Genomic DNA, 24964 nt, shown 5'->3' with positions numbered 1-24964 from the left:
CGCCGCACGCGCGCGTGCTGGTGCTGGGCTCGATGCCGGGCGTGGCCTCGCTGCGCCAGCAGCAGTATTACGCGCATCCGCGCAATGCATTCTGGCCTATCGCCGCGGCGGTATTCGGTTTCGACGCCGCGGCGGCGTACGCGCCGCGCGTGGCCGCGCTGACGGCGGCCGGCGTGGCGTTGTGGGACGTGCTGCAGGCGTGCGAGCGCCCCGGTAGTCTGGATGCCGACATCGACCCTGCCACGGCCGAGCCGAACGATTTCAACACCTTTTTCCGCGCACACCCCGGCATCGAGCGCGTGTGCTTTAACGGCGGCAAGGCGGCCGCCTTGTTCCGGCGCCGCGTGCTGCCGCATTCGGCGCGCGCGCGCGGGCTGCAATATGTAGACCTGCCGTCCACCAGCCCGGCGCACGCCGCCATGAGCCCGCAGGCCAAGCTGGCCGCCTGGCGGCAGGCCCTTGATACGGCTTATGGCCCTGGCAGCCCGGACTGCCAGGGGCAGCGCGGTCAGGGTTCGAGCGGCGGCAGCTCGTCGGCGATCAGCGCCAGCCCGGCGCGCAGCAGGCGGTCGTAGCGGGCACGCTCGGCCGCTATCGTTTCGGGCGTCCAGTCGTAGAAGCCCTGGCCGGTCTTCATGCCGTGCCGGCCGTCTTGCGCGCGCTCGGTCAGGCAGCGGGCCGGCCGGTCGCTGTTGCAGAACGACGGGTACATGGTGGCGCCGGCCGCCGCGTGCACGTCGATGCCGGCGTGATCGCGCTGCAGGACCGGCCCCGCGGCCAGGAAGCGGAAGCCGAAGCCGAAGCGCACCGCGGCATCCACGTCTTCGGGCGACGCGATGCCGCGGTCGATCAGGTCGAAGGCCTCGCGCGACAGCGCATGCTGCAGGCGGTTGGCCAGGAAGCCGGGCAGGTCTTTGCGCACCTTCACGGGCACCATGCCGCAGCGGCGCATGAAGGCGATCAGCGCGTCGGCGTACGCCATTTCGCTGGCCTCGCACAGCACCACCTCGACCAGCGGCACCAGGTGCGCGGGCATGAAGAAATGCAGGCCCAGCATGCGCGCGCGTGTGGCCAGGCCATCGCCGATGGCGCCGATGGGAAAGCTGGAACTGTTGCTTGCCAGAATGGCGTCGGCAGGGGCGCGGCGCTCCAGCTCGGCAAACAGGGCCTGCTTCAGGTCGAGCCGTTCCGGAATGCACTCGATCACCAGGCCCACGCTGCTCCAGTCGACGTTGTCCAGGCTGGCCACCGTCTGCACCGGGCCGGCGGCGTCGGCCCGGCCCGCGGCCTCCAGGTTGCCGGCCACGCGGGCAGGCAGCGCGCCGGCGCGGGCGGCGTCGGGTTCGACCACCGTGGTGCGGCAGCGCGCCCGCGCCAGCACCACCGCCACGTCGGCGCCCATGGTGCCGCCGCCCACCACCACGGCATGGGTGGCGGCCGGATTGGCCAGGCGGGCGGGCTGGGGTGCGTTCATGATGTTTCCTTAATCGGTCGGGGGATGGGCGCCAGTGTAGAGAAGGTCGTTTGATTGATGAATCAGATTTTTTGGATAGAATGATCAAAAAACGAGATCAATGAAATGAAGATCAATCTGTCGATGCGTGACGTCGAAACCGTGCTGGTGCTGGGCCGCACGCTCAACTTCCGGCAGGCCGCCGCGCAGTTGCATCTGTCGCAGTCGGCGTTGTCCACCCAGGTGCTGCGTATTGAAGACGCCCTGGGCGTGCGGCTGTTCGACCGCACCACCCGCACGGTGCGGCTGACCGCGGCCGGCCAGGTGTTCCTGCAGCAGGCGGCCAACCTGCAGGTGGCGTTCCGTGAGGCCATCGACGCAGTAGGGGGCATCGCCAATGCCGAGCGCGGGTCGGTGACCGTAGCCGCGCTGCCGTCGGTGGCGGCACGCATGCTGCCCCGCGTGCTGATGGCCTACCGCCAGGCGCACCCGCACGTGGCGCTGAAAGTGCACGACACGCTGACAGGGCCGGCCTTCGACCTGGTGCGCGCCGGCGAGGTGGACTTCGCCATTACCGCGGCCGATCCGCAGCAGGCCGACCTGCACTATGTGCCCATGCTGTCCGACAGCTTCCTGCTGTTGATTCCGGAGAGTCACCCGCTGGCGCGCCGCAAGGGGCCGCTGCGCTGGACCGACACAGTGGACGCCGCGCACGTGTCGATGGTGCACCCGAGCAGCGTGCGGCAGTACGCCGAATGGGCTTTCCTGCAGAACCGCATACGTTTCCAGCCGGCCTTCGAGGCCGAGCACCTGACCACCATCGTGGCCATGGTCGAGTGCGGCTTTGGCGTGGCGGCCCTGCCGGCCATCGCGGCGGGCGCGGTGGCGCACCGCGGCGTGGTCGAGCGGCCGCTGGTCGGGCCGGTGGCCGAGCGCTCTATCGGCCTGGTGACGGCGCGCCATCGCAGCCTGTCGCCGGCCGCGGCGGCGCTGCTCGAGGTGCTGCGCGAGCACCTGACGGCGGGGTGATCCCAACCGCCAGGCTTGCCATCAGCGCGTGGGCTTGCCCGGCACCGTCTCGCGCGTGGCGGAGGCGCGCAGGAAATCGAAATCGGCGCCCTGGTCGGCCTGCGTCACGCTTTGCAGGTACAGCTTGTGGTAGCCGCGCTCGCCCTGCGGCCGCTCGATGGGGTGTTCGGCCGCGCGCCGGGCCAGTTCTTCATCGCTGACCAGCAAGGCGATCTCGCGGCGCTGCACCGACAGGCGGATGCGGTCGCCGTTGCGCACGTGCGCCAGCGGGCCGCCCACGGCCGCCTCAGGCGTGACGTGCAGCACGATGGTGCCGGCCGCGGTGCCGCTCATGCAGCCGTCGGAAATGCGCACCATGTCTTTCACGCCGGCGCGCGCCAGCTTGCGGGGAATCGGCATGTAGCCCGCTTCCGGCATGCCCGGGCCGCCGGTGGGCCCGATGCGCTTGAGCACCAGCACGTCGTCGGCGCGCACGTCGAGCGTATCGTCGTCGATGCGGCGGGCCATGTCTTCGGCGTCCTCGAACACCACGGCCCGGCCTTCGTGTTCCATCAGGTCGGGGTTGGCGGCCGATTGCTTGATGATGGCGCCGCCGGGAGCCAGATTGCCGCGCAGCACCGCCAGGCCGCCGGCCGGGTAGATGGGCGAGCTGAATGGGCGGATCACCTCTTGCGCGAAAGCCGGCGGCGCGGCGTCCAGCTCTTGGCCCAGCGTGCGGCCCGAGACCGTCAGCGCATCCAGGTGCAGCAGCGGGCGCAGTTCGCGCAGCAGGGCGGGCATGCCGCCGGCCTTGTGGAAGTCTTCCATATAGTGCTGGCCTGAAGGCTTCAGATCCACCAGCACCGGCGTTTCGCGGCTCAGGCGGTCCAGCCCGGCCAGATCGATATCGATGCCCAGCCGTCCGGCCATGGCCGTCAGGTGCACGATGCCATTGGTAGAGCCGCCGATAGCCAGCAGCACGCGCAAGGCATTTTCAAACGCCTTGCCGGTCAGGATGCGATCGGGCGTCAGGCGGCTGGCCGCCATGGCCACGGCCGTGGTGCCGGTGCGCTCGGCCACGCGGATCCGGTCGGCGGTGACGGCGGGCGCCGACGCGCCGCCGAACACCATGATGCCCAGCGCTTCGGCCAGGCAGGCCATGGTGCTGGCCGTGCCCATCACGGAACAGGTGCCCACGCTGGCCACCAGCTGGTTGTTGACGTCCGAGATCTCGGCCGCGTCGATCTCTTCGGCGCGGTAGCGGCCCCAATAGCGGCGGCAATCGGTACAGGCGCCCACCCGCTCGCCGCGATGCGAACCGGTCAGCATGGCGCCGGTTACCAATTCGATGGCGGGCACGCCGGCCGAGGCGGCGCCCATCAGTTGCGCCGGCACGGTCTTGTCGCAGCCGCCGATCAGCACCACCGCGTCCATGGGCTGCGCGCGGATCATTTCTTCGGTGTCCATCGACATGAGGTTGCGCAGGTACATGCTGGTGGGCTGCGAAAAGCTTTCGTGCACCGAGATGGTGGGAAAGTCCACCGGCAGGCCTCCGGCCAGCATCACGCCGCGCTTGACCGCCTCGACCAGTTGCGGCGCGTTGCCATGGCACGGGTTGTAGCTGCTGCCGGTATTCACGATGCCGATCACCGGGCGCGCCAGGGCATCGTCGGTGTACCCGGCGCCCTTGATGAAGGCTTTGCGCAAGAACAGCGAAAAGCCTGTGTCGCCGTAGTTGGTCAGGCCCTTGCTCAGGCCGCTGACGACGGGGGCGGGGGATTTGTTTACAGCCATGCTGATTCCAATAATATTATTGATAATATGCGCCTGCATCATATCCGCCCGGTACAAAGGCGTGCAAGTACAAGGTTCTTCGCGTGCCGCCCTGTGCAGGCCGGACAATCTATTGATCGATAAAACAGATCGTTCAATAGAAAAGTTCTGATTCTTCTATCAGGATGCACCCCCTACACTCAGGGCGCAACAACGAGCCGGGCGCCAGATCCATCCGAACAACCATCCCGGCCAGGAGACCACGCATGTCCCTTTTCAGCAAGCCCACGCCGGCGCGCCGCGCCTTCCTGGCATCAGCCCTGGTTTTGTGCGCCGGCTTCGCCCTGCACGCCGCGCCCGCGGCGGCCGCCTATCCCGAACGTCCCGTACGGCTGGTGGTGCCGTATCCGCCCGGCGGCGCCACCGACGTGATCGGCCGCGTGCTGGCCCAGGAACTGTCCACCGCGCTGGGTCAGCAGTTCGTGGTCGAGAACCGCGCCGGGGCGGCCGGCAATATCGGCGCCGACCAGGTCGCCAAGGCCGACCCCGACGGCTACACTTTGCTGATGGGCGCGCTGACCAGCCATTCGATCAACGCCGAACTCTACAAGGGCAGGGTGCCGTACGACATCGAGAAGAGCTTCGCCCCGGTGTCCATCGTGGGCACGGTGCCGCTGGTGTTCGTGGTGCACCCGTCGGTGCAGGCCAAGACGCTGCAGGAATTCATCGCGCTGGCCAAGGCTCGTCCGGGCTACCTGACGATGGCGTCGGCCGGCAACGGCTCGCCGCAACACCTGGCCGCCGAAATGTTCAAGAGCGTGGCCGGCGTGGATGTGCTGCACGTGCCGTACAAGGGCAGCGGCCCCGCCATGACCGACCTGATGGGCGGCCAGGTGCTGAGCATGATCGAGACGGTGCCGGCGGCGCAGGGGCACGTGAAGGGCGGCAAGCTGCGCGCGCTGGCCGTGGCCTCGGCCCAGCGCGCCGAGGCGCTGCCCGAGGTGCCCACCACCGCCGAGGCAGGCCTGCCCAATTTCCAGGTCAGCTCGATGTTCGGCATCGTGGCGCCAGCCGGCACTCCGGCGACGGTGCTGGACAAGCTCAACGGCGCGCTCAAGCAAATCACGGCCAAGACCGAGGTCAAGGCCGCGCTGCTGAACCAGGGCGCCGTGGCCACCTGGACCACGCCGGCCGACGCCGCGGCGCGCATTGCCGCCGAGCGCGCCAAATGGGCCAAGGTCATCAGCGACGCCGGGGTCAAGGCCGAGTAGGCAGGCGAGCCGCGGTTGCAGCAGCGGGCGCCTGACACCTTGCGGCGGTCAGGCGCCCGCGTTTCGCTTCAGGCGCCGCCGCGCGCCTGGCGCACCAGCTCCGCGCCTTTTTCGCCAATGAGCAGGGTGGCCGCGTTGGTGTTGGCCGACACCATCGCGGGCATCACCGATGCGTCAATGACGCGCAGGCGCTCGACGCCCCGCACGCGCAGTTCGGGGTCGACCACCGAGGCCGCGTCGCTGCCCATGCGGCAGCTGCCCGACACATGGAACACGGTGCCGCCGCGCTGCCGCGCGAACTCGGCGAGTTCGCCGTCGCTGCGCACGTCTTCCCCCGGCATGTACTCGGCGCCGCCGATAAACGCGCGGAATGCGGGCTGCTGATAAATGTCGCGCAGCATGCGCAGGCCCGCCACCAGCACCTTGATGTCGCGCGGTTCGGTCAGGTAGTTGGACACGATGCGCGGCGGCTGCAGTGGGTCGGCCGAACGGATCTCGACCGTGCCGCGCGAGTCGGGCCGGCATTGGGTGGCCGAGGCCGAGAAGCCCGAGAACCCGTGCAACGGGTCGCCGGGCTTGTCCACCGACAGCGGCATCACATTGAACAGCACATCGGCGCGGCCGTCGCGGGCGTGTTCCGTGCACACCATGCCGCCCACTTGGCCCGCGCCTACCGTCAACGGGCCTTCCTGGCCGAACAGCCAGCGCGCGCCCATGCGCGCCAGCCGCAGCGGGTTGCGCACGTCGTCGTTGAGCGACAGCCTGTTCTTCACGCGCACGATGACGCGCGCCTGATAGTGGTCTTGCAGGTTGCGGCCCACTTCGGGCGCGTCCACGTGCACGGCGATGCGGTGTTTGTGCAGCAGGGCGGCCGGCCCCACGCCCGACAGCTGCAGCAGCTGCGGCGATTGCAGCGCGCCGGCTGCCAGAATGACTTCGCCGGCGGCGTGCGCGCGCATCTGCTGGCCGTCTTGCAGCCAGGCCACGCCACGGCACACGCCGCGTTCGATCAGCAGGCGGGTCACGTGCGCGGCGGTCGTCACCGTCAGGTTGGGGCGGCCGCGCACGGGGTGCAGAAAGGCGGTGGCGGCGCTGTCGCGCCAGTGGCCGCGCAGCGTCAGCTGATAGCTGCCCAGGCCGCTGTCGATCGCGCCGTTGAAGTCGGGGCTGGCCGGCAGGCCGGCCTGCGCGCCCGCTTGCAGCCAGGCATCGCACAGCGGGTGGTCGTTGCGCAGGTCCGAGACGTGCAGTTCGCCGCTGTCGCCATGGTATTCGCTGGCGCCGCCCGCGTAGCATTCCGAGCGCCTGAACAGCGGCAGCACGTCGCGATAGCCCCAGCCGGCCGCGCCCAGGCGCGCCCAGTCATCGTAGTCGGCGTGCTGGCCGCGAATGTAGATCAGCCCGTTGATCGAGCTGGACCCGCCCAGCACCCGGCCGCGCGGCCAGACGATGGCGCGATGGCCGGTCTCGGCTTGCGGCTCGACCGCGAACTGCCACGAATAGCGCGGATCGTAGATCGAGCGGAAGTACCCCACCGGCAGCTTCAGCCAGAAGCCCCGGTCGGCGCCGCCGGCCTCCAGCAGCAGCACGCGGCAGGCCGGATCGGCGCTCAGGCGGTTGGCCAGCACGCAGCCGGCCGAACCGGCGCCGACGATGATGTAGTCGTAGGCAGAGGTCATGGCGCGGCGCGCGGCTCAGGCCTTGACGATGTCGAGATAGGGCTTGGGGTCGAAGTAGGTGCTGGCCGGCACCGGGTTGGAGATCTTGGCCGTGTGCACGAAGAAGTCGGTGACCTGTTGCAGCCACTTGGTGACCGTGCCGTCGGCATACTTGGCGCGCCATTGCGCCGACGTGAAGTACTTCGAGGCCTTGTACTGGTTCTTCAGGTCTTCCAGCGGCACTTCCGGGTAGTGTTTTTTCTGCAGGGTCGCCACTGCCTCGTCGGTATGCGACAGCAGATAATCATTGGCCGTGACCCAGCCCTTGATCAGCGACGCGATCAACTTCGGATTCTGGTCGTAGTATTCGTTGCGCGCCGCCCAGCCTCCCACGATGGCCGCCTCGGGATAGAACGCCGAAGCATCCACCAGCATGCGCGCGCCCTCCACCTTCTGCCGCACGGTCACGTCGAACGGCACCCACAGGGCCACCGCCGGCACCGCGCCCGAAATGAAGGAGGTCACCGCTTCAGTCATGCGCTGGTTGACGATCTGCACGTCTTTGCCTTCCTGCAGTCCGGCGCTTTGCAGCACGCGGTCCAGGAACACATGGGCGGTCGTGCCGGCCGTGGTCGAGATCTTCTTGCCCTTGAGGTCGGCGGCGCTCTTGATGCCCGAGTCGCCGCGCACCCACAATTGCGCCGTGGCGTATTCCACGTTGTTCACCAGGAACACCTTGGCCCTGGCCGCGCGCCGGGAAGTTCGATACCACCGCGCCGGTGGACAGCACGTCCAGGCTGCCGCCTATCATGGCCTGGAACAGTTCCAGGCCCGTTGTGAACTTGATCATCTGCAGGTCCAGGCCCTGCTTGGCGAAGGCGCCGGTTTCCAGGCCGGTCCAGATCTGGCCGTCGACCGCGGGCGTGTGCAGGTAGCCCACGCGCACTTTCTCGGCGGCTCGCGCCAGCAGGGGCATGCCGATGCCCGACATGGCCGCCGCCAGGGCGCCGGTCTTCAACAAGGTTCTGCGCTGCGGATTCATGGTGGGACTCCTTTCTTGCGGGGAATGGGTTCAATGGTGTGGGTCAATCGGCCAGGCGCACGACCTGGCTGGCTTGCCTGGCGTATTCCTCCATGACCAGGCTGCGGATCTGCGAACGCAGTTCGCCGAAACGCGGGTCTTCATGCAGGTTCTCGGCGCGCGGATAGCCGAACGGCACGTCGATCACGGTGCGGATGCGCGCCGGCCGCGCCGTCACCACCACGATGCGCGACGACAGGTAAATGGCCTCTTCCACCGAGTGGGTGATCAGCATCACGGTCTTGTCTTCGGCCAGCAGCACCTGCAGCAGCAGGTCCTGCATGGCCGAGCGGGTCTGTGCGTCCAGCGCCCCGAAGGGCTCGTCCATCAGCAGGAACTGCGGCTTCACGGCGTACGCGCGCGCCAGCGCCAGCCGCTGGCGCATGCCGCCCGACAGGTGCTTGGGGTGATGGTTGGCGAAGTCGGCCAGCCCCATCAGTTCCATGTAGCGCTGGCAGATCTCGTCGCGTTCGGCGCGGCTTGTCTGGTTGGCGCGCAGCGTCAGGCCGAAGGCGATGTTCTCCTTGACCGTCAGCCACGGAAACACGCCATATTCCTGGAAGATCACGCCGCGATCCGGCCCGGGGCCCGCGATGGGCCGCCCGTCGAGCAGCACCTGGCCTTCGGTGGGCTGCACGAAGCCGGCCACGATGTTCATCATCGTGGTCTTGCCGCAACCCGACGGGCCGATCACCGATACGAACTCGCCCTGCCGGATTTCGTAGTCGATGCCGTCGAGCACCCGCATCGGCCCGTCGGCCGTGGGGTAGTCGACCGCGACGTTGCAAAACTGGATGCGCGCGGAAGTGTCTGTCGTCATGCGATGCGCTCCTGCCAGGCCACCAGGCGGCGCGCCGCGGCGCGCAGGATCAGGTCCATGACCAGGGCGATCAGCCCGATGCAGATGATGCCCACGTAAATGATGTCGAGCTGGAAGAACGACGAGGCATCCTGGATCAGCGCGCCCAGGCCCTGTTGCGCGGCGATCAGTTCCGAGGCCACCAGCGTGGCCCAGGCCACGCCCAGCGCCACCCGCAGGGCAGTGAGCATGTGGGGAATGGTGAGCGGCACGATGACCTTGCGGAAGATCTCGCCATCGCTGGCGCCCAGGGTGCGCGACACGCGCACGTAAATGGGGTTGATCTGCGCGATGCCTTCGTACATGACGATCACCCCCGCAAAAAACGAGGCGTAGAACAGAATCGCGATCTTGGCGGATTCACCGATGCCGAAGTACACAATCACCAGCGGGATCAGCGCGATGGGGGGGAGGGCGCGAAAGAAATTGATAACCGGGTCGACAAAGCTGCGCACGCTTTTGTACCAGCCCAGCACGAATCCCACCGGCACCGCCAGCACGATGCCCAGCAGCACGCCCAGCAACACGCGCTGGGTCGACATGAGAATGTCGTGCGGCAGCCGCGTCTGCATCAGCGCCAGGAATTTGGACAACACTTCGTGCGGGCTGGGCACCAGCGCGGGGCTGACCAGCCCGCTGGCGCGCACGCCATACCAGGCCAGCACGATCAGCACCCACGGGGCGGCGATCAGGGCCGCGCGCCGCGGCAGGGAACGGTTGCGCAAAATGCCTCCTCCATATGGCGCTTGACCTTTTAATGGTCAAATCGTACTGTAGACCATACGTTCAGCAAACAATATATGGCTATTTGTTTATGGCTATCAAGTTCCACGACAGCCCCATTCCTCGCTATTTGCAGCTGGCCGACCTGATGCGCCAGCGCATTGCGCGCGGCATCTGGGAACAGGGCCGGAAAGTGCCGTCCCTGGAAGAGCTGGTAGCCGAATTCGGCGTGGCGCGCGTCACCGTGCGCCAGGCCGTCGACGTGCTTACCCGCGAAGGGCTGGTGTCGCCCCAGCAGGGGCGCGGCACGTTCGTCACCGGGCTGCCCCCCAACGACCGCTGGCTGCGGGTGCAGACCACGCTGGCCGAACTGGCCGAGGTCTACCGCGACACCCAGCCCAAGATCGTCACGATCGACGAGTCCATCCATTCCGCGCCGCTTACCCCGCAAGACGGCGCGACGGCCGGGCAATATGTGTTCATGCGCCGCATCCACGAACGCGCCGGCCAGCCGTATTGCGTCATCAACATCTACCTGGCCGAACGCATCTTCCGCCAGGACCCGGTCCGCTTCCGCAACGAAACCGTCATTCCGCTGCTGGTGTCCATGCCCGGTCTGCACATCGCGCAGGCGCGCCAGACGCTCACCATCAGCACGGCTGACGCCGAAGTGGCGCAGCAGCTGCAAGTGGCCGTCAATACGCCCATCGCCGAAGTGCGCCGGGTGTTCGTCGACGATGGCGGCCAGGTCATCTACCTGAGCGAAGTCACGTATCGCGGCGACTTCATCCACGTCGAAATGAACCTGATTCCATGAGGCCTGCCATGGGCGATGCCAGCAGCGTGTCCCCCGCCGAGCTCAGCGTGCACGTGCTGCGCTATCCCATCGAGCAGCCGGTGCGCACCTCGTTCGGCATCATGCACGACCGCCCGGCGGTATTCGTGCGCGTGCAAGACCGCGACGGCGCGCATGGCTGGGGCGAAATCTGGTGCAACTTCCCGGCCTGCGGCGCCGAGCATCGCGCGCGCCTGGTGGAAACGGTGCTGCGGCCGCTGCTGCTCGGGCGAACCTACGACGGGCCGGCGGCGGCCTGGGCGCATCTCACCGCGGCCACCGAGGTGCTGGCGTTGCAGTCCGGCGAGCCGGGACCCATGGCGCAGGCCATCGCCGGCATCGACCTGGCGCTATGGGATTTGTGCGCGCGCCGCGCGGGCCAGCCGCTATGGGCGTACCTGGGCGGCACAAGCGACCGCGTCGAGGTGTATGCCAGCGGCATCAACCCCGACGACCCCGAACGCGTGGTGCGGCAGAAGCACCTTGAAGGCTACCGCGCCTTTAAATTGAAGCTGGGGTTCGGACATGAGCGCGACCTGCGCAACCTGCGCCAGGTGCGCCAGCTGCTGGGGCCCGGCGTGCCGCTGATGGCCGACGCCAACCAGGGCTGGGGCCCAGAGGATGCGGCCGCCATGGCGGCGGCCATGGGCGAGTTGGATATCGCCTGGCTGGAAGAGCCACTGCGCGCCGACCAGCCTCTGGCGCAGTGGCTGGCCCTGGCGCGCCAGTCGCCAGTGCCGCTGGCCGCCGGCGAGAACTGCCTGGGCAGCGCGGCCTTTCACGCGGTCATCGAGGCTGGCTTTTTACGGGTGGTGCAGCCCGATCTGGCCAAATGGGGCGGCATTTCGGGCTGCCTGCCGGTAATCCGCGCGGTGCGCGCGGCCGGCCTGCGCTATTGCCCGCACTACCTGGGCGCCGGGGTGGGGCTGATGGCGTCGGCCCACCTGCTGGCCGCCGTCGACGGCACGCGGCACGGCGGCCTGCTGGAGATCGATTCCAATGCCAACCCGCTGCGCACCTTGCTCAGCGCGCCGCTGCTGCAGCTGGAAGAGGGCGTGGCGCGCCTGGGGCACGCGCCCGGCATCGGCGTGGAACCCGACCTGGACGCGCTACGGGCGCAATGCGCCGCTTGACGCCAGGCGTGTCCGGGCGCCACGCCGCCCGCGAGGCAATCAGCTGTTGTCGCGGATTTCTTGGGTGGAGCCGTTCTGCTTGACGGATTCGATGCCGGCATTGCGCGCGGCTTCAGTGCTGTACATCTGGCTGTTGCCGATGATCTGGTTGTTGGCGGCGCGCAGCGTGAAATAGAACTTGCCGTTCGAGGCCGTAGCCAGGTTGTAGCGCGATGCATCGCCGCTGTTTTTCTGCACCGAGGCGATGCCGTTCTCGGCCGAGGCCTTGGCGGTATACATCTCGCTCGTCAGGATGGTTTCCGCGTTGCCGGCTTTCAGGGCAAAGTGGAATTGTCCGTTGCTTGCTTTTTTCAATTCAAACCAGCCTGCCATGATGGGACTCCTTGGATTGAAGCGATGGGCGGGACAGCGCCCTGGGGCGGCGCGCCGCCCGCCAGGGTATTCCGATCATAGGGAATGGTGCCGGTTTTGCCTAGGTTTTTGGCGTGGGCGCGCCGCGCCTTTGCAATTCTTTCAGGCCGCCTGGCCCAGCGCGCGGCGCTGCCGGTCCAGCGACACCGACATCAGCCATAGCGTGAATCCGCCCAGCGCCAGCAGGGCGCCCACCCAGCCCGGCGCGCGCCAGCCATGGCCGTGGGCCAGCGCCAGCCCGCCCAGCCACGGGCCCAGCGCGTTGGCGGTATTGAAGGCGGAATGGTTCAACGCCGCCGCCAGCCCCTGGGCGTCGTCGGCCACGTCCATCAGGCGCGTCTGCAACACGGTGCCCAGCGCGCCGCCCATGCCCACCAGGAACACGGCCGCCGTGATGGCCCAGATATTGCCAATGCTGAAGGTAAACAGCGCCAGCGCGGCGGCGCTGAACAGCAGTAGCCCGCCGGCGGTGGGCATCAGCGCGCGGTCGGCGAAGCGCGGAATCACCAGGTTGCCGATGGTCATGCCGATGCCGAACACGCCCAGCACCAGCGGCACCGTGTCGGGCGCCGCGCCGGTGACTGTCAGCAGGATGTCGGCCAGGTAGGTATACACGGCGAACAGGCCGCCGAAGCCAATGGCGCCGATGCCCAGCGTAATCCACACTTGCGTGCGTCGCAGCGCGCCCAGTTCGCGCAGCGGGCTGGCTTGCGGGTCGGCCGGCGTCGCGGGCGCGAACGCGGCCACCAGCGCCACGGTGAGCAGGCCGGCCGCGGCCACCAGGGCGAAGCCCCAGCGCCATCCCACCGCATGGCCCAGCCAGTTGGCCAGCGGCACGCCGACGATGGTGGCCACAGTCAGGCCCAGGAACATGCGGCCCACGGCCTGGGTGCGGCGGTGCTCGGGAACCAGCGACACCGCCACCAGCGACGCGATGCCAAAGTACGCCCCATGCGGCAGGCCGCTGAGAAAGCGCAGGGTCATCAGCCATGCGTAGCTGGGCGCGAAGGCGCACAGGCCATTGAACAGCGCGAACAGCGTCATCAGCAGTATGAGCAGGGCGCGGCGCGGCAGGCGCGCGGCCGCCACGGTGATCAGCGGGGCGCCCACCACGACGCCCAGCGCATAGGCGCTGATGACGTGGCCGGCGGTGGGGGCGTCGATGCCGAGGCTGTGCGCGAAATACGGCAGCAGGCTCATGGTGGCGAATTCGGTGGTGCCGATGGCGAAGGCGCCGATGGCCAGCGCGAACAGCACCAGGCCGGGCGAGCGGGGCCCGGAAACAGCGGAAGTCATGGGGAAGGAGTCATGCGGGTTGTGATCGGCCCGCGGGTGGGCTCCCACGGGCGGCAAGCGGAGAATTGTAGCCACCCTGCGCGAGGGCGGCTACGGTCATTCCTGCTTGCGGGCGAACACGCGCAGCCGGTGGCCGTCGGGGTCGAGACCCACGAAGGTGTGGCCGATATCGAGATCGGTGGGCTGCTGTGCGATGGGAATGCCGCGCTCGGTCCAGTCGGCGTGCAGCGCCCGCACGGCCTCGCGGTTGGCCACCGGAATGGCCAGCTCGCCGCCGCGGCCGGCCGAGATGGCGCGCGGCGTGACGGTCTGCCGCGCCCACAGGCCCAGCATCAGGCCCGAGTCGAGCTTGAATTTGGCGAAGCTGGGGGTGGCGTGCACCGGCGGCTTGCGCAGCAGTTCGGTGTAGAACCGGGCGCTGCGGTCCGGGCTGTCGACATACAGGATGATCAGGTTGGGATCGGTCATGGAATGCTCCGCAATGGCGATGACGCCAGCGGGCGCGTCGCGAGTCGCGCCTGCGGACGCATCGTAAAGATGCATGCTGTCAGAAACTGTCAGTGGAACGAGGGCGTGTGTGGGCATGTCAGGGCGGCGCCATCACGCGTAGCGCCTCGGGGGCCGGGTGCTGCGGGGGGCGCTGCGCCGCCGCGGGCAGGTCCAGCCCCCGCGCCAGGTCCAGCGCCTGGCGTTCGAGCAGGCGGCGGTACAGCCCGCCAGGACGCTGCACCAGCACGGTATGGCTGCCTTGCTCGGCGATGCGGCCTTTGTCCAGCACCAGCAGGCGGTCCATGGCGCGCACCGTCGACAGGCGGTGCGCCACCACCAGGGTGGTGCGGCCGGCCATCAGGCGTTCCATGGCTTGCTGGATCAGGGCCTCGCTTTCGCTGTCCAGGCTGGAGGTGGCTTCGTCCAGGATCAGCACCGGCGCGTCGGCCAGGAAGGCGCGCGCGATGGCGACCCGCTGGCGTTCGCCGCCCGATAGTTTCACGCCGCGTTCGCCCACCAGCGTTTCATAGCCTTTGGGCAAGGCCATGATGAAGTCGTGGGCGCTGGCCAGCCGCGCCGCCTGTTCGACCTGGGCGCGGCTGGCGCCCGGCCGGGCATAGGCGATGTTCTCGGCCAGCGTGCGGTGAAACAGCACGGGCTCTTGCTGCACGATGGCGATCTGGCTGCGCAGCGAATCCTGACGCACCTGGGCGATGTCCTGGCCGTCGATGACGATGCGGCCGCCGTCGATGTCGTACAGGCGCTGGATCAGCTTGATGAACGTCGTCTTGCCCGAGCCTGAGTGCCCCACCAGGCCCACGCGCTCGCCCGGCGCGATGCGGACCGAGAAATCGTCGTAGAGCGGCGTGGCATGCGCGCCATAGCGGAAGGTTACGTGCTCGAAGCAGATCTCGCCCCGCTCGATGACGATGTCGCGCGCGGCGGGCGCGTCCGCCACGCCCAGCGGCTGGGCGTGTAGCGACACAAGTTCTTCCATGTCGTTGACCGAGCGCTGCAGGTTGCGGATGTGCATGCCGATGTCGCGCAGGTAGCCCTGCAGGATGAAGAACATGGTCAACGCGAACGTGATGTCGCCCACGCTGGCCTGGCCGCGCCGCCACAGCAGCAGCGCCGAGCCCAGGATGGCCGCCTGCATGGCCGCCAGCATCACGCCCTGCGCGCCGCCGTTGACCGAACCGCGCACCCAGCCGCGCCGGGTGCGGTGGCGCCACTTGGCCAGCGTCCAGGCCAGCCGCGTCTCCTCACGCCGTTCCGCGCCGAACGCCTTGACGACCGGGTTGCAGGTGATGGCGTCGGCCAGCACGCCGCCCAGGCGGGTGTCCCAGGCATTGCCCAGGCGTGCGGCCGGCGCCACGAAGCCCAGCGACAGGGCGGCGGTCACCAGCACATACAGCAGCGAACCCAGGCCGACCACCATGCCCATCACCGGCCAGTGCAAACCCAGCACCAGGGTGGCGCCCACCAGCATGGCCACCGACGGCAGCAGCGCCACCAGCAGCGTGTCGTTGAGCAGGTCCAGCGCCCACATGCCGCGCGTGATCTTGCGCACGGTCGAGCCGGCGAAGCTGTTGGCATGCCAGTCTGTAGACAGGCGCTGCACGCGGTGAAACGCCCGGCCCGCGATGGCGCTCATCATCTTCAGCGTCAGCGCGATGATGTTGAAGTACACCATCTGCAGCAACGCAGTGCTGGCCAGGCCCAGCGCCGCCAGCGTCCAGAACGCCGCGGTGGCGCGATCCCAGGTTGCCGCGCCGCCGTCCATGCCGGCCGCCACGGCGTCGACCAGGCGGCCGGCAAACAGCGGCGTCAGTACGTCGGCCGCTGCCGACAGCAGCACCAGCACCACGATCAACATAATGCGCCAGGGCTGTTCACCCCAGTGCCGGAAGGTAAAACCCAGGACATCCTTGAAGGCCTGTCCGCGCAAATCGATTTTTCTTCGAGTCATTTGTCACGGCCCGGCGCGGCGGTGCGCGCCGGGACTTCGGTCGAAAGCATAAGGAACAGACAATCCGGCGTGCCAGCGATTGGCCGGCATGCGAAATCAGAATTGCCTGTGGAACGGGCGAGGACCTGCCGTAAGCGCGTGCTTACGTGCCAGAAAAAACAAGCGGGCGGCCCAGCGCCTGCGACGACTTAATAGTGTCGCGGGGCCACGCTGGGGAACGCGGTGCGCAATACAGACATCGAACGCCTCCCTGGTGGTTGAGTGAAGAGAATTGGAAGAGGTGGGTAGGTGAATACCCGAGCGGCAATCTTATCAGGGCAGTATTGACATTGGCAATATTTGCCTACTCGATCGTGGTGTTTTAAAAACGGGGCGAGCGCCCGATACGCCCGCGCCGTGCGGCGGTACGCGCCGGCGGGAATGCAATTTGCGAAAGGGGCGGCTCGTTGTCTCGCCCAGGAGCATCCCATGACCGACATCAACGATGTGCAAGCCGCCATGCGCTTGTGGCACGAAGCCCATACCGCGGTGATGGATTTCTACGAGGCCAGCAATGTCCTCGAACCGGACAAGTTCGCCGAGTGGAAGGCGCTGCGAGACGTAGAGGACAAAATGCGCGGGCAGGTCGACGTACTCATCGAGCAGGCGCGCAGCCAGCCGGCGTGAGCCATGCGCGCCCGGCGGCGTCGGGCCGAATGGGCGTGATCGAATCCATTGCGAGGTGTCAGGCTGCGCAGGTGCCTGACAGCGCCGTGCGCAGCGGCTATCTCGATGTAAATGGCAAGGCCGGCTGATGACGCGGGACGGGGTTGCAACTCGACCCGTCTCGGCGATCATGTCCCCACCGGCAGGGCCAGCTCTTCCCAGCCCAGCCGGGCGGTGTCGCGCAGTACCTCCACCACATGGCTGCATGCCTGCTCCACGGCGCGCTCTAGCGGGACGCCCGCCAGCATGTGGCCGGCCAGGCGCGCGGCGAACAGGTCGCCGACGCCCTTGGCCGCGCAAGACACCACGGGGTGGCTGATCACGTGCCGCCGGGCGCGCGTGACTACTGCCACGTGCATCTGGCCCGCGGGCCAGCTTCGCGGAGCGGCGCTGGTCACCACGACCCATTCGGTGCCGCCGCCCAGCAGCCGCGCGGCCGCGTCCTGGGTGGCGTCGAGCGTGTCCAGCGTGGCGCCGGCCAGTTGTTCGAGCTCGAAGTGGTTGGGCGTGAGCCCATGCGCGCGCGGCAGCAGCTGGGTGCGCCAGGCCTGCGTCAGGCGGGGATCGGTGTAGACGCCGTGGTCGAAATCGCCGATGACCGGATCAACGTGGACGCGCAGCGCAGAATTGGCGGCCAGGGCTTCGTCCAGCCATTCGCCGAGCAGGGCGGCCTGGTCGGGGTCGGCCAGAAAACCCACCAATATGGCTCGGGCACGCGCCACGGCGCCGCGCGCGATCAGGTCGCGCAAATAGCCGGCGAACCAATCTGCCGGGATGGCGCCGCCGTGCAGGCTGGAATAGTGCGGCGTATTGCTGAACAGCACCGTTGGCACCGCGGCGACTCGCAACCCCATTGCTCGCAGTGTGGGCAAGGCGGCGTTGTTGCCCACGTGCCCATACACCACCTGCGATTGAATGGAGATGACGTCGATGGGCAGCGGCCGCCCCGGGGGCGGCGTATTCATGATTGCGGGCCGGCCGACGCCAGGCCGGGCCAGTAGTGGCTGTCGGGCAGCGCGCGCGCTCCGAAAATGGCCTGGCCTACGCGCACCGTGGTGGCGCCTTCTTCGATGGCCAGGGCATAGTCGCCCGACATGCCCATGGAAAGCTCGTCGATCGCGATGCCGGCCGGCGCTTCCTGCCGCAGGCGGTCGCGCAGTTCGCGCAGCCGCACGAAGCAGGGCCGCACCAGGGCCGGATCGGGCGAAAACAGCGCCAGGGTCATCAGGCCGCGCACGCGCAGGCTGGAGTAGGCCGGCAACTCGCGCACGAAGGCGGCTGCCTGCTCGGGTGGCAGCCCGAACTTGCTGGCTTCATTCGACGTGTTCACCTGCACGAATACATCGAGCGCGCGGCCTTCGGCCTGCAGGCGCCGGTCGAGGGCCTCGGCCACGCGCAGGCTGTCCAGCGCCTGGAACTCGCTGGCAAAGCGCGCCACCAGCTTGGCCTTGTTGGTTTGCAGGTGTCCGATGACCGCCCAGCGCAGGTCGGGCAGGTCGGCCATGGCTTCCCATTTGGCGTGCGCCTCTTGCACCTTGTTTTCGCCGAGTTCGCGGCAGCCCGCCGCATAGGCCAGCCGGATGCGGGCTTCGTCGACGGTCTTGCTGACCGGCAACAGGCGGACTTCGGCCGGATCGCGGCCGGCGCGTTGGCAGGCGGCGGCGATGTGCTCGCGCACCCGCGCGAGGTTGCGGCGGAAATCGTCAATGGACGTGGCGGTGGGATAGGCGGGAGAGTCGGTCATGGGTTGCGAACGATGAAACGGCGCGCACGCTTGCGCAAGGTATATCTCAGCATGCCGCAATTCCGCGCGCGCGTCGAGCCGGCGCGCCGGTGGCGTTGCGGCGTCGCAATCAGCGTTCGTGGCACGTGGCCGCCGCGTACACCCATGACAGCAGCGCCAGCGCCGCGCCGCACGCCAGCAACGCCACCGCGCCGGTCTCGACGAGGCGCGCGCCGATGGCCGTGCCCAGCGCAATGCCGAAGTAGATGGCGGAGGCATTCAACGCCACCACCAGCGCGCCATGCTGCGGCGCGCTGGCGATCAGGCGGTGCTGCTGCGCCGGGCTTTGCGCCCAGCTGCTGGCGCCCCATAACCCGACCAGCGCGGCAGTGATGGGCAGCATCGGCTCCGCGCTCGCGGCCAGCCAGGCCAGTCCGCCCAGCGCCACAGCCATGATCAGGTACGCGGTCAACAGCACGCGCCGCGCACCGCGCCGGTCGGTGCCCACGCCAGACAAATAATTGCCCGCCATCGCGCCCAGGCCATAGCCCAGCAGCATGCCCGTCACCCAGCCTGCGGGCGTGGCCAGCGCCTGCAGCACCTGCACGGTATAGGCATAAGGCACGTAGGCCGCCGCCATGCCCAGCACGGTAAGCGGCAGCACCTTGAGAACCGCGGGCTGACGCAGCACCTGCAGCCGCTGCGCCAGCGACATGGCGGGCGCGCCGCCCAGGGACATGGCGGGCGCGCCGCCCAGGCGCGGCAGGCTGGCGCGCACGCCGGCGGACGCCAGCAGCGCCACGCCGCCCACCGCCACCAGCGCGGCGCGCCAGCTCAGCATGGTGCTTGCCACGCGTCCCAGCGGCACGCCCAGCGCGGTGGCCACCGTCAGTCCGCCGATCACGATGGCCAGCGCCCGGGCCCGAAAGTCTGTGCGCACCAGCGCGGCGGCCACGGCGCCCGCGTTCGGCGTGTACGCGGCAGCGGTGGCGGCCGCCGCGATGCGCGAAGCAATCAGCCAGGGCATCGACGTGGCCAGGGCCGAGCCGATATTGGCCGCGCCCAGCAGCGCCAGCGACACGCACAGTAAAGTGCGGCGCGGCACGCGGGCAGTCAGCGTGGCGATCACCGGCGCCAGCAACGCATAGGCCACGGCGAACGCCGTGACCGAATGTCCGGCCACGGATGGCGTGACTCCCAGGTCGGCGGCCATCAGGGGCAGGAAGGCCGCCACAATGAAAGCGTCGGTGCCGACGGCGAAGGTGCCTAGCGCCAGCACCAGGATGGCGCCCAGGCCCAGACCGGGCGCCGGAATGGCCGGCGCGGCAGGGGTGGCCGCAGTCCGTGAATTGTGGATATAAAACATCCAGATTTGCTCCGTGAAAAATTGTTGACCGGGTGGGGGAGGGAAGATCAGTGGACCTGTGTCAGCTGCCAGCAACGCATGCGTTCCGACGCCGAAGGCGGCGCGGCGTCGAGCAGGTCGGCAACCGTCTGCGCCGCCAGCTCGCGCCGCCAGGCGGTTTCGGCGCGGCGCATGGCTACGGCAATGCCACAGGGGCGCACGAACTCGCGCGGCGAGGCGCTTGCGCCCGCTCCGCGCTGGCGGATCTCGGCGCAACGGAACGCGCCTTCGGGGCCTTCGATGGCCGTCACCACGTCCAGCAGCGTGATGCGCGCCGGCGCGCGAGCCAGCCGGAACCCGCCCTTGACGCCGGCGGTAGAGACCAGGATGCCGGCCTTCACCAGCAATTGCAGGCATTTGTTCAGGTAGGCCGGGGGCAGCTCGAAGGCCGCGGCCAGCCGGGCTGTCGGCACCGATGCGCCGTCGTTGTCCAGCCACGCCAGTGTCAGGCAGCAATGCAGGGCCCATTCGACCCCTTCGCTCATTTTCATGTGCAGGTCCGCGCTTTAATTAAGATAAATAATATCCAGATTAAAAACGCAGCGTCAAGACCTGCATCGGCACGAAGGAATCCGCGCGGGTTCAGCGCGGCGGGTAGGGCGATGCGTGCAGCAGCCGCGCCAGGTGCGCGCAATTCAAGGCCAGTTCGCGCGCGGCCTGGGCGGTTTTTTCGGGCGTGGCGGGCAAGTCCTGGAAGTCGGTCTTGTGCATGGCTTCGCCCACCCAGTATGTCACCGCACTGGCGGGCAGCGTGAAGCCCACGTCGTTCAGGGCCTGGAACAGCTCGGCGCTCACGTGGTGGGCGCCATCTTCATTGCCGACCACCACAACGCCCGCCACGCGGCCGTAGGGAGCCATGCGCCCGCCGTCGTCCAGTTCGCCCAGGAAGGCGTCCATGCGTTCCAGCACCCGCTGGCAAACGCTGGACGGGTGGCCCAGCCAGATCGGTGTGCCCAGGATGACAATGTCGGCCGCCAGCACTCGGCGGCGTAGTTCGGGCCAGGCGTCGCCGGGGCCCTCGTCCGACGTCACGCCAGGCGCGATGGCGTGGTCCACCGCCCGCACCCGTTCGCAGGCAATGTCCAGACGCCGCAATTCCGACTCCACCACGTCGAGCAGCTTGTCGCAGGATGACGAGGCGGGTGAGCTTTTCAGCGTGCAATTGATGCCGATGGCGGTTAGCGACATAGCGGGCTCCTGGCAGGGTCCGGCAGCGCCATGCCGCCGGTTCGCGTCGGCGCAGCAAGGCCTGTGCCGGCGGGCGGCTCGCCGGGCATTTCCGGCATTCCCCACGGGAAAAGAGGGGTAAAAGGGTGGGCTTTTATATATATGAAAATGATTAAAATGTATTTTCTTATATATTCGGATAATGAAAGAATCGAGCCTTGGGCTTGATTCTTCATGGTGCTCCCGTATGAAACGCATTTCTCTCATGTTTGCCGCCGCGGCTATCACGGCCGGCGCTTCTTTTGGCGCGCAAGCCGCCGCGCCCCTGCTGACCCCCGCCGAACTGAACGAGGCCCGCGCCGACAGCGCGGTGCGCATCATCGACATCAGGCCGCCGCAGGAATACGCCGCCAACCATATTCCCGGCGCGGTATCGGCCCCCTACGCGCAATGGCGCGGCCCGGCCGACAACCCCGGGCAGTTGCCGCCGGTCGACAAGCTGGCCGAACTGGTGCGCAGCCTGGGCGTGGACAAGAGCGTGCATGCCGTGGTGGTGTCGTCGGGCGCCAACGATACCGATTTCGGCAGCTCGGCCCGCGTGTACTGGACGCTGAAATACCTGGGCCTGTCCGAACTGTCCATCCTGAACGGCGGCGTCAAGGCCTGGGTCGATGCCGGCCTGCCGCAAGACCAGGCCGTGCCGTCGGTGGCGGCCAGCAGCTACACGCCGGTGCTCGACCGTTCACTGATCGCCACGCAAGACCACGTGCTGGCGCAAATCGACAACCCCAAGGTGCATCTGGTCGACGCGCGGCCGTCCAACTTCTTCCGCGGCGAGGTTAAAGCGCCCACCGCCAAGGTGCCCGGCACCATCCACAACGCGCTGAACCTCGAGCACAGCAAGTGGTTCAAGCCCGGCACCGCGATTTTCGTGTCGCCCGAAGAGGCCAAGGCCATCGCCGCGCAGTCGCTGCCCGAGCCCGCCGACGAAACCATTTCGTTCTGCAATACCGGCCACTGGGCCGCCACCGATTGGTTCGCGCTGTCCGAAGTGGTGGGGCAGAAGAACGTGATGCTGTATCCCGCCTCGCTGGCCGACTGGACGCAGTCGTCCAAGGAGCTGCCGATGGACAACGTGCCCAGCCGCGGCCAGCAGATCCTGAAAAGCCTGAAAGACCTGGTCAGCTGATTGACGCCGCTTTCACACGTCGCTTTCACACGCCACTTTCAGACGCCACTTTCAGGCCAGGTGTCTGGCTCCCGCCAGGGTGCCAGACACCGGATCACCGAGACAGTGGCTGCAACCCACTGTGCCAGGCGCCTTGTTGCTGCCGTGTTGGTGCGGTGTAGGCGCCTTGTAAAGCCTGACACCCGGCAGTATCCGTCCAATCCAGATTCTCGCAGCATCCCTACATGACGCGCTTTCCTCTTGCGGCCCTGCTGGCCGCCTTTTTTCTGGCCCTGGCCTGGTTCGTTTCCTTGCGCCAGGCCGTGTTGTTCCTGGTTGGCATCGGCATGGGCGCTGTGCTTGCCGGCGCGCGCTTCGGTTTCACTACCGGCTGGCGTCGCCTGATCGAGCAGCGTGATCCCAGCGGCGTCATGGCGCAACTCGTGCTGCTGGCAGTTGCCGCCGCGGTGTGCATGCCCTTGCTGGCGGCGTTTCCCACCGATTTGGGCGCGGCACTGGGGCCGCCCAGCATCAGCCTGCTGGTGGGCGCTTTCGTTTTCGGCGCCGCGATGCAGGTGGCCGATGGCTGCGGCTCGGGCACACTGTACAAGGCCGGCATGGGCGTGCCGCTGAACATGACCATCCTGCCCATCTTCGCCATCGGCAGCTTCCTGGGTTCGGCTCAACTGGAGCAATGGCTGCAACTGGGCGCCACGCGCCCCGTCAGCCTGGTGGCCACCTTCGGCCCCTGGGAAGCCTTCGGCATGACGTGCGCCGGCCTGCTGTTGCTGGGCCTGGCCGCGCGCGCCTGGGTAGGCAAGGGCGCCAGCTGGTTCAACCGGCGCCTATTCATCGGCGCCATCCTGCTGGCCGCGCTGGCGATGCTCAATCTGGTCATCGCCGGCCAGCCGTGGGGCGTGGTGTACGGCTTCGGCTTGTGGGCGGCCAAGGTCGCCACGGCCGCTGGCGTGTTCGATCCGGCCGCCAATGCGTTCTGGAGCCAGCCCGTCAATCTGCACAACCTGTCGCAGTCGGTATTCCTGGATGTCACCTCGATCACCAACATCGGCATCCTGGCCGGCGCCTTGCTGGTCGCCGCGGGTAATTCGTCTGCCACGCAACGCGCGCCGCTGACGGGCCAGCAATGGGTGGTTGGCATCGTGGCAGGCTTCCTGCTGGGCTACAGCTCGCGGCTGGCCTTCGGCTGCAATATCGGCGCCATGGTCAGCGGCATTTCCACTGGCAGCCTGCACGGCTGGATCTGGGTGCCAGTGGCATTCTGCGGTTCTTTGATCGGCGTGCGCATTCGTCGCCACTACGCTTTCTGACGGGACGGGCCCACCATGAAAAAACACGTTTCCAAGCTGGCCGTTGCGTTCTGGTTGGTGCTGATCGCCTTCTTCGCGTGGGACTGGGCCACGTCCGATCCCGTCAACGTCAGGCAGGAACCCCCCCTCATCGCCGCCGGGTCCGGCCAGGCCCCGACGGGCGGGCATTGCGCATCGACGTTCTAGCGGCGGCGCGGCCATGGCTTCATGCCAGGCCGCGCCGTGGTGGCGGCGCCGGCCGCCAAGCCGAGGTAATCGGCGTCCGTAATCAGGTCCGATGTAATCGGCGTTCGTAATCAGGTCCAGAAACAATCTGGTCCAGAAACAAAAAAGCCTTGGAACACATGGTGTTTCCAAGGCTTTTCCATCTGGAATTTTGGTGGAGCGGAGGAGGATCGAACTCCCGACCTTCGCATTGCGAACGCGACGCTCTCCCAGCTGAGCTACCGCCCCAACAAGCGCAGAAATATAGCACATTCCAAAGCCGGTCAGCAATTCGACATGGGCGGATTCGCTTTACGCGTTGCCCGGCTTGCGGGCGCTTATTCTTTGCCGCGGCCCGCGCCGGTGGAGGCCGACGCGAACGTCGGGGCCGGCCTGCTCAGGCCAGCTGCAGCGTGGCCACTACCGGCGCGTGGTCCGATGGCTGTTCGTTGGCGCGCGGCGCCTTGTCGATGACGCAGGCCACGCAGTGCGGCACCAGCGGTTGCGACAACAATATGTGGTCGATGCGCAGCCCCGCATTGCGGCGGAAGGCGAACTGGCGGTAGTCCCACCAGCTGAATGATTTCTCGGGCTGCTCGAAGAGCCGGAACGAATCGGCCAAGCCCAGGTCGAGCAGGGCGCGAAAGGCCGCGCGCTCGGGCTCGGACACCAGCACCTGTCCTTCCCATTTGGCGGGGTTGTGCACGTCTTCGTCGGCGGGCGCCACGTTGTAGTCGCCCAGCAGGGCCAGCCGCGGGTAGGTCTGTATCTCCTGGGCCAGCCAGTCGCGCAGTTGCTGGAACCAGTTCAGCTTGTACGCGTATTTGTCGGATTCCAGCGCCTGGCCGTTGGGACAATAGGCGCTGATGACGCGCACGTCGCCCGCGGGCGAGGGCAGCGTCACGGCCAGCAACCGTTGCTGCGGATCGTCCATGCCCGGAATGTTGCGCACCATGGCCGCGCCCGGTTCGCGCGACAGGATGGCCACGCCGTTATAGGTTTTCTGGCCGGCCCACGCGGCGTGGTAGCCAAGCTGCGTGAAGGCATCGAGCGGGAAATTCTCGTCGGTGAGCTTCAGTTCCTGCAGGCACAGCGCGTCCACGGGGTTGGCGGCCAGCCAGTCTAGGACTTGCGGCAGACGCACTTTCAGGGAATTGACGTTCCAGGTGGCGAGTTTCATATAATTTATAATATATTGAAAACAAAGAAGAAATCTGGATATTTCTTCTGGTTGTCGGTGTCGATACCCCAACAAATACCCCCACCGGAACAGGTGGGGGTATAGGCTGCTTGATAGTGTAGCGC

26 protein-coding genes and 1 tRNA gene are annotated in these 24964 nt (G+C 67.7%); 9 read left to right on the top strand and 18 right to left on the bottom strand.

The features are described 5' to 3' along the window. Window positions 1–32 precede the first annotated feature (32 nt). Window positions 33–575, top strand: a complete 543-nt coding sequence (locus tag BPET_RS14760; RefSeq protein WP_407921188.1) for a DNA-deoxyinosine glycosylase — start codon at window positions 33–35, stop codon at window positions 573–575. Here BPET_RS14760 and BPET_RS14755 read toward each other — a convergent pair. After that, the gene (locus tag BPET_RS14755; RefSeq protein WP_012249820.1) at window positions 509–1474 is read right to left on the bottom strand and encodes a 3-hydroxyacyl-CoA dehydrogenase family protein; all 966 of its coding nucleotides are present in this window, start codon (window positions 1472–1474) and stop codon (window positions 509–511) included. The two genes, BPET_RS14760 and BPET_RS14755, sit on opposite strands and share 67 nt — an antisense overlap. Before the next feature lie 105 nt (window positions 1475–1579). On the opposite strand from BPET_RS14755, the gene BPET_RS14750 reads away from it, so the two are divergent. Next, window positions 1580–2482 carry a LysR family transcriptional regulator gene (locus tag BPET_RS14750; protein WP_012249819.1) on the top strand — a complete coding sequence of 301 codons (903 nt, stop codon included), beginning with the start codon at window positions 1580–1582 and terminating at the stop codon, window positions 2480–2482. A 21-nt stretch (window positions 2483–2503) separates the two neighbouring features. On the opposite strand, the gene BPET_RS14745 is transcribed toward BPET_RS14750, so the two are convergent. Beyond that, window positions 2504–4255, bottom strand: a complete 1752-nt coding sequence (locus BPET_RS14745) for an IlvD/Edd family dehydratase (protein ID WP_012249818.1) — start codon at window positions 4253–4255, stop codon at window positions 2504–2506. 245 nt (window positions 4256–4500) lie between these two features. Here BPET_RS14745 and BPET_RS14740 point away from each other — a divergent pair, with 245 nt between their 5' ends. Beyond that, window positions 4501–5505 carry a Bug family tripartite tricarboxylate transporter substrate binding protein gene (locus BPET_RS14740; RefSeq protein ID WP_012249817.1) on the top strand — a complete coding sequence of 335 codons (1005 nt, stop codon included), beginning with the start codon at window positions 4501–4503 and terminating at the stop codon, window positions 5503–5505. A gap of 68 nt (window positions 5506–5573) precedes the next feature. On the opposite strand, the gene BPET_RS14735 is transcribed toward BPET_RS14740, so the two are convergent. From BPET_RS14735 to BPET_RS14720, 4 genes are all read right to left on the bottom strand, one after another. Beyond that, window positions 5574–7184: a GMC family oxidoreductase gene (locus BPET_RS14735; RefSeq protein ID WP_012249816.1), complete on the bottom strand. Its 1611-nt coding sequence runs from the start codon at window positions 7182–7184 to the stop codon at window positions 5574–5576. A 15-nt stretch (window positions 7185–7199) separates the two neighbouring features. Further along, window positions 7200–7889 carry an ABC transporter substrate-binding protein gene (locus BPET_RS14730; RefSeq protein WP_231852600.1) on the bottom strand — a complete coding sequence of 230 codons (690 nt, stop codon included), beginning with the start codon at window positions 7887–7889 and terminating at the stop codon, window positions 7200–7202. Between the two features lie 359 nt (window positions 7890–8248). Then, entirely contained in the window at window positions 8249–9064 is an 816-nt protein-coding gene (locus tag BPET_RS14725; protein WP_012249814.1) for an ABC transporter ATP-binding protein, read from the bottom strand. Then, entirely contained in the window at window positions 9061–9828 is a 768-nt protein-coding gene (locus BPET_RS14720; protein ID WP_041862947.1) for an ABC transporter permease, read from the bottom strand. The genes BPET_RS14725 and BPET_RS14720 overlap by 4 nt, the downstream gene beginning before the upstream one ends. Before the next feature lie 89 nt (window positions 9829–9917). Here BPET_RS14720 and BPET_RS14715 point away from each other — a divergent pair, with 89 nt between their 5' ends. Both BPET_RS14715 and BPET_RS14710 read left to right on the top strand, forming a co-directional pair. Then, complete coding sequence (locus tag BPET_RS14715; protein ID WP_041862946.1) at window positions 9918–10643, top strand: GntR family transcriptional regulator; 726 nt, start codon at window positions 9918–9920, stop codon at window positions 10641–10643. An 8-nt stretch (window positions 10644–10651) separates the two neighbouring features. Further along, window positions 10652–11794: a mandelate racemase/muconate lactonizing enzyme family protein gene (locus BPET_RS14710; RefSeq protein ID WP_012249811.1), complete on the top strand. Its 1143-nt coding sequence runs from the start codon at window positions 10652–10654 to the stop codon at window positions 11792–11794. A gap of 39 nt (window positions 11795–11833) precedes the next feature. Here BPET_RS14710 and BPET_RS14705 read toward each other — a convergent pair whose 3' ends face one another. The 4 genes from BPET_RS14705 to BPET_RS14690 all read right to left on the bottom strand — a co-directional run bounded on the left by BPET_RS14705 (window position 11834) and on the right by BPET_RS14690 (window position 15959). Continuing rightward, window positions 11834–12166 carry a YegP family protein gene (locus BPET_RS14705; protein WP_012249810.1) on the bottom strand — a complete coding sequence of 111 codons (333 nt, stop codon included), beginning with the start codon at window positions 12164–12166 and terminating at the stop codon, window positions 11834–11836. Window positions 12167–12307: 141 nt separating this feature from the next. Further along, a complete protein-coding gene (locus tag BPET_RS14700; protein ID WP_012249809.1) occupies window positions 12308–13501 on the bottom strand; it encodes an MFS transporter in 1194 nt (397 codons plus the stop codon). 96 nt (window positions 13502–13597) lie between these two features. Then, window positions 13598–13969, bottom strand: coding sequence for a VOC family protein (locus BPET_RS14695; protein ID WP_012249808.1), 372 nt, complete (start codon window positions 13967–13969; stop codon window positions 13598–13600). Between the two features lie 118 nt (window positions 13970–14087). Continuing rightward, window positions 14088–15959 (bottom strand): ABC transporter ATP-binding protein, encoded by a 1872-nt coding sequence (locus BPET_RS14690; RefSeq protein WP_012249807.1) that lies wholly within the window; start codon window positions 15957–15959, stop codon window positions 14088–14090. A 468-nt stretch (window positions 15960–16427) separates the two neighbouring features. Here BPET_RS14690 and BPET_RS14685 point away from each other — a divergent pair, with 468 nt between their 5' ends. Beyond that, entirely contained in the window at window positions 16428–16625 is a 198-nt protein-coding gene (locus tag BPET_RS14685) for a hypothetical protein (RefSeq protein ID WP_012249806.1), read from the top strand. A gap of 167 nt (window positions 16626–16792) precedes the next feature. Here the strand turns inward: BPET_RS14685 and pdxK are convergent, their stop codons facing one another. The 6 genes from pdxK to BPET_RS26645 all read right to left on the bottom strand — a co-directional run bounded on the left by pdxK (window position 16793) and on the right by BPET_RS26645 (window position 21195). Then, entirely contained in the window at window positions 16793–17629 is an 837-nt protein-coding gene (gene pdxK, locus BPET_RS14680) for a pyridoxine/pyridoxal/pyridoxamine kinase (RefSeq protein ID WP_012249805.1), read from the bottom strand. After that, the gene (locus BPET_RS14675; protein WP_012249804.1) at window positions 17626–18408 is read right to left on the bottom strand and encodes a YggS family pyridoxal phosphate-dependent enzyme; all 783 of its coding nucleotides are present in this window, start codon (window positions 18406–18408) and stop codon (window positions 17626–17628) included. The genes pdxK and BPET_RS14675 overlap by 4 nt, the downstream gene beginning before the upstream one ends. A gap of 109 nt (window positions 18409–18517) precedes the next feature. Beyond that, a complete protein-coding gene (locus tag BPET_RS14670; RefSeq protein WP_012249803.1) occupies window positions 18518–19753 on the bottom strand; it encodes an MFS transporter in 1236 nt (411 codons plus the stop codon). A gap of 47 nt (window positions 19754–19800) precedes the next feature. Further along, on the bottom strand, window positions 19801–20283 hold the full coding sequence (locus tag BPET_RS14665) for an RrF2 family transcriptional regulator (protein WP_012249802.1): 483 nt from the start codon (window positions 20281–20283) through the stop codon (window positions 19801–19803). 91 nt (window positions 20284–20374) lie between these two features. Continuing rightward, window positions 20375–20980: a flavodoxin family protein gene (locus BPET_RS14660; protein ID WP_012249801.1), complete on the bottom strand. Its 606-nt coding sequence runs from the start codon at window positions 20978–20980 to the stop codon at window positions 20375–20377. Further along, the gene (locus BPET_RS26645; protein ID WP_151208968.1) at window positions 20971–21195 is read right to left on the bottom strand and encodes a hypothetical protein; all 225 of its coding nucleotides are present in this window, start codon (window positions 21193–21195) and stop codon (window positions 20971–20973) included. The genes BPET_RS14660 and BPET_RS26645 overlap by 10 nt, the downstream gene beginning before the upstream one ends. Before the next feature lie 11 nt (window positions 21196–21206). Here BPET_RS26645 and BPET_RS14655 point away from each other — a divergent pair, with 11 nt between their 5' ends. The 3 genes from BPET_RS14655 to BPET_RS27090 all read left to right on the top strand — a co-directional run bounded on the left by BPET_RS14655 (window position 21207) and on the right by BPET_RS27090 (window position 23641). Then, window positions 21207–22148, top strand: a complete 942-nt coding sequence (locus BPET_RS14655) for a sulfurtransferase (RefSeq protein WP_012249800.1) — start codon at window positions 21207–21209, stop codon at window positions 22146–22148. Window positions 22149–22372: 224 nt separating this feature from the next. After that, the gene (locus BPET_RS14650) at window positions 22373–23455 is read left to right on the top strand and encodes a YeeE/YedE thiosulfate transporter family protein (RefSeq protein ID WP_012249799.1); all 1083 of its coding nucleotides are present in this window, start codon (window positions 22373–22375) and stop codon (window positions 23453–23455) included. A 15-nt stretch (window positions 23456–23470) separates the two neighbouring features. After that, window positions 23471–23641: a hypothetical protein gene (locus tag BPET_RS27090; protein WP_012249798.1), complete on the top strand. Its 171-nt coding sequence runs from the start codon at window positions 23471–23473 to the stop codon at window positions 23639–23641. A gap of 191 nt (window positions 23642–23832) precedes the next feature. On the opposite strand, the gene BPET_RS14645 is transcribed toward BPET_RS27090, so the two are convergent. Both BPET_RS14645 and xth read right to left on the bottom strand, forming a co-directional pair. Next, window positions 23833–23908 (bottom strand) — tRNA-Ala (locus BPET_RS14645). A gap of 148 nt (window positions 23909–24056) precedes the next feature. Beyond that, complete coding sequence (gene xth / locus BPET_RS14640; protein WP_012249797.1) at window positions 24057–24839, bottom strand: exodeoxyribonuclease III; 783 nt, start codon at window positions 24837–24839, stop codon at window positions 24057–24059. Window positions 24840–24964: the final 125 nt, after the last annotated feature.

This window comes from Bordetella petrii, from assembly GCF_000067205.1.
Classification (GTDB): domain Bacteria; phylum Pseudomonadota; class Gammaproteobacteria; order Burkholderiales; family Burkholderiaceae_B; genus Bordetella_A; species Bordetella_A petrii.
This window is presented reverse-complemented; position numbering and strand designations above follow the sequence as displayed.

Bases quoted from the DNA above. Each gene is read 5' to 3' on its own strand.
- BPET_RS14760 (WP_407921188.1), top strand. From the start codon at position 33: ATGCCGGGCGTGGCCTCGCTGCGCCAGCAGCAGTATTACGCGCATCCG.
- BPET_RS14755 (WP_012249820.1), bottom strand. From the start codon at position 1,474: ATGAACGCACCCCAGCCCGCCCGCCTGGCCAATCCGGCCGCCACCCAT.
- BPET_RS14750 (WP_012249819.1), top strand. From the start codon at position 1,580: ATGAAGATCAATCTGTCGATGCGTGACGTCGAAACCGTGCTGGTGCTG.
- BPET_RS14745 (WP_012249818.1), bottom strand. From the start codon at position 4,255: ATGGCTGTAAACAAATCCCCCGCCCCCGTCGTCAGCGGCCTGAGCAAG.
- BPET_RS14740 (WP_012249817.1), top strand. From the start codon at position 4,501: ATGTCCCTTTTCAGCAAGCCCACGCCGGCGCGCCGCGCCTTCCTGGCA.
- BPET_RS14735 (WP_012249816.1), bottom strand. From the start codon at position 7,184: ATGACCTCTGCCTACGACTACATCATCGTCGGCGCCGGTTCGGCCGGC.
- BPET_RS14725 (WP_012249814.1), bottom strand. From the start codon at position 9,064: ATGACGACAGACACTTCCGCGCGCATCCAGTTTTGCAACGTCGCGGTC.
- BPET_RS14715 (WP_041862946.1), top strand. From the start codon at position 9,918: ATGGCTATCAAGTTCCACGACAGCCCCATTCCTCGCTATTTGCAGCTG.
- BPET_RS14710 (WP_012249811.1), top strand. From the start codon at position 10,652: ATGGGCGATGCCAGCAGCGTGTCCCCCGCCGAGCTCAGCGTGCACGTG.
- BPET_RS14705 (WP_012249810.1), bottom strand. From the start codon at position 12,166: ATGGCAGGCTGGTTTGAATTGAAAAAAGCAAGCAACGGACAATTCCAC.
- BPET_RS14700 (WP_012249809.1), bottom strand. From the start codon at position 13,501: ATGACTTCCGCTGTTTCCGGGCCCCGCTCGCCCGGCCTGGTGCTGTTC.
- BPET_RS14695 (WP_012249808.1), bottom strand. From the start codon at position 13,969: ATGACCGATCCCAACCTGATCATCCTGTATGTCGACAGCCCGGACCGC.
- BPET_RS14690 (WP_012249807.1), bottom strand. From the start codon at position 15,959: ATGACTCGAAGAAAAATCGATTTGCGCGGACAGGCCTTCAAGGATGTC.
- BPET_RS14685 (WP_012249806.1), top strand. From the start codon at position 16,428: ATGACCGACATCAACGATGTGCAAGCCGCCATGCGCTTGTGGCACGAA.
- pdxK (WP_012249805.1), bottom strand. From the start codon at position 17,629: ATGAATACGCCGCCCCCGGGGCGGCCGCTGCCCATCGACGTCATCTCC.
- BPET_RS14675 (WP_012249804.1), bottom strand. From the start codon at position 18,408: ATGACCGACTCTCCCGCCTATCCCACCGCCACGTCCATTGACGATTTC.
- BPET_RS14670 (WP_012249803.1), bottom strand. From the start codon at position 19,753: ATGTTTTATATCCACAATTCACGGACTGCGGCCACCCCTGCCGCGCCG.
- BPET_RS14665 (WP_012249802.1), bottom strand. From the start codon at position 20,283: ATGAAAATGAGCGAAGGGGTCGAATGGGCCCTGCATTGCTGCCTGACA.
- BPET_RS14660 (WP_012249801.1), bottom strand. From the start codon at position 20,980: ATGTCGCTAACCGCCATCGGCATCAATTGCACGCTGAAAAGCTCACCC.
- BPET_RS26645 (WP_151208968.1), bottom strand. From the start codon at position 21,195: ATGAAGAATCAAGCCCAAGGCTCGATTCTTTCATTATCCGAATATATA.
- BPET_RS14655 (WP_012249800.1), top strand. From the start codon at position 21,207: ATGAAACGCATTTCTCTCATGTTTGCCGCCGCGGCTATCACGGCCGGC.
- BPET_RS14650 (WP_012249799.1), top strand. From the start codon at position 22,373: ATGACGCGCTTTCCTCTTGCGGCCCTGCTGGCCGCCTTTTTTCTGGCC.
- BPET_RS27090 (WP_012249798.1), top strand. From the start codon at position 23,471: ATGAAAAAACACGTTTCCAAGCTGGCCGTTGCGTTCTGGTTGGTGCTG.
- xth (WP_012249797.1), bottom strand. From the start codon at position 24,839: ATGAAACTCGCCACCTGGAACGTCAATTCCCTGAAAGTGCGTCTGCCG.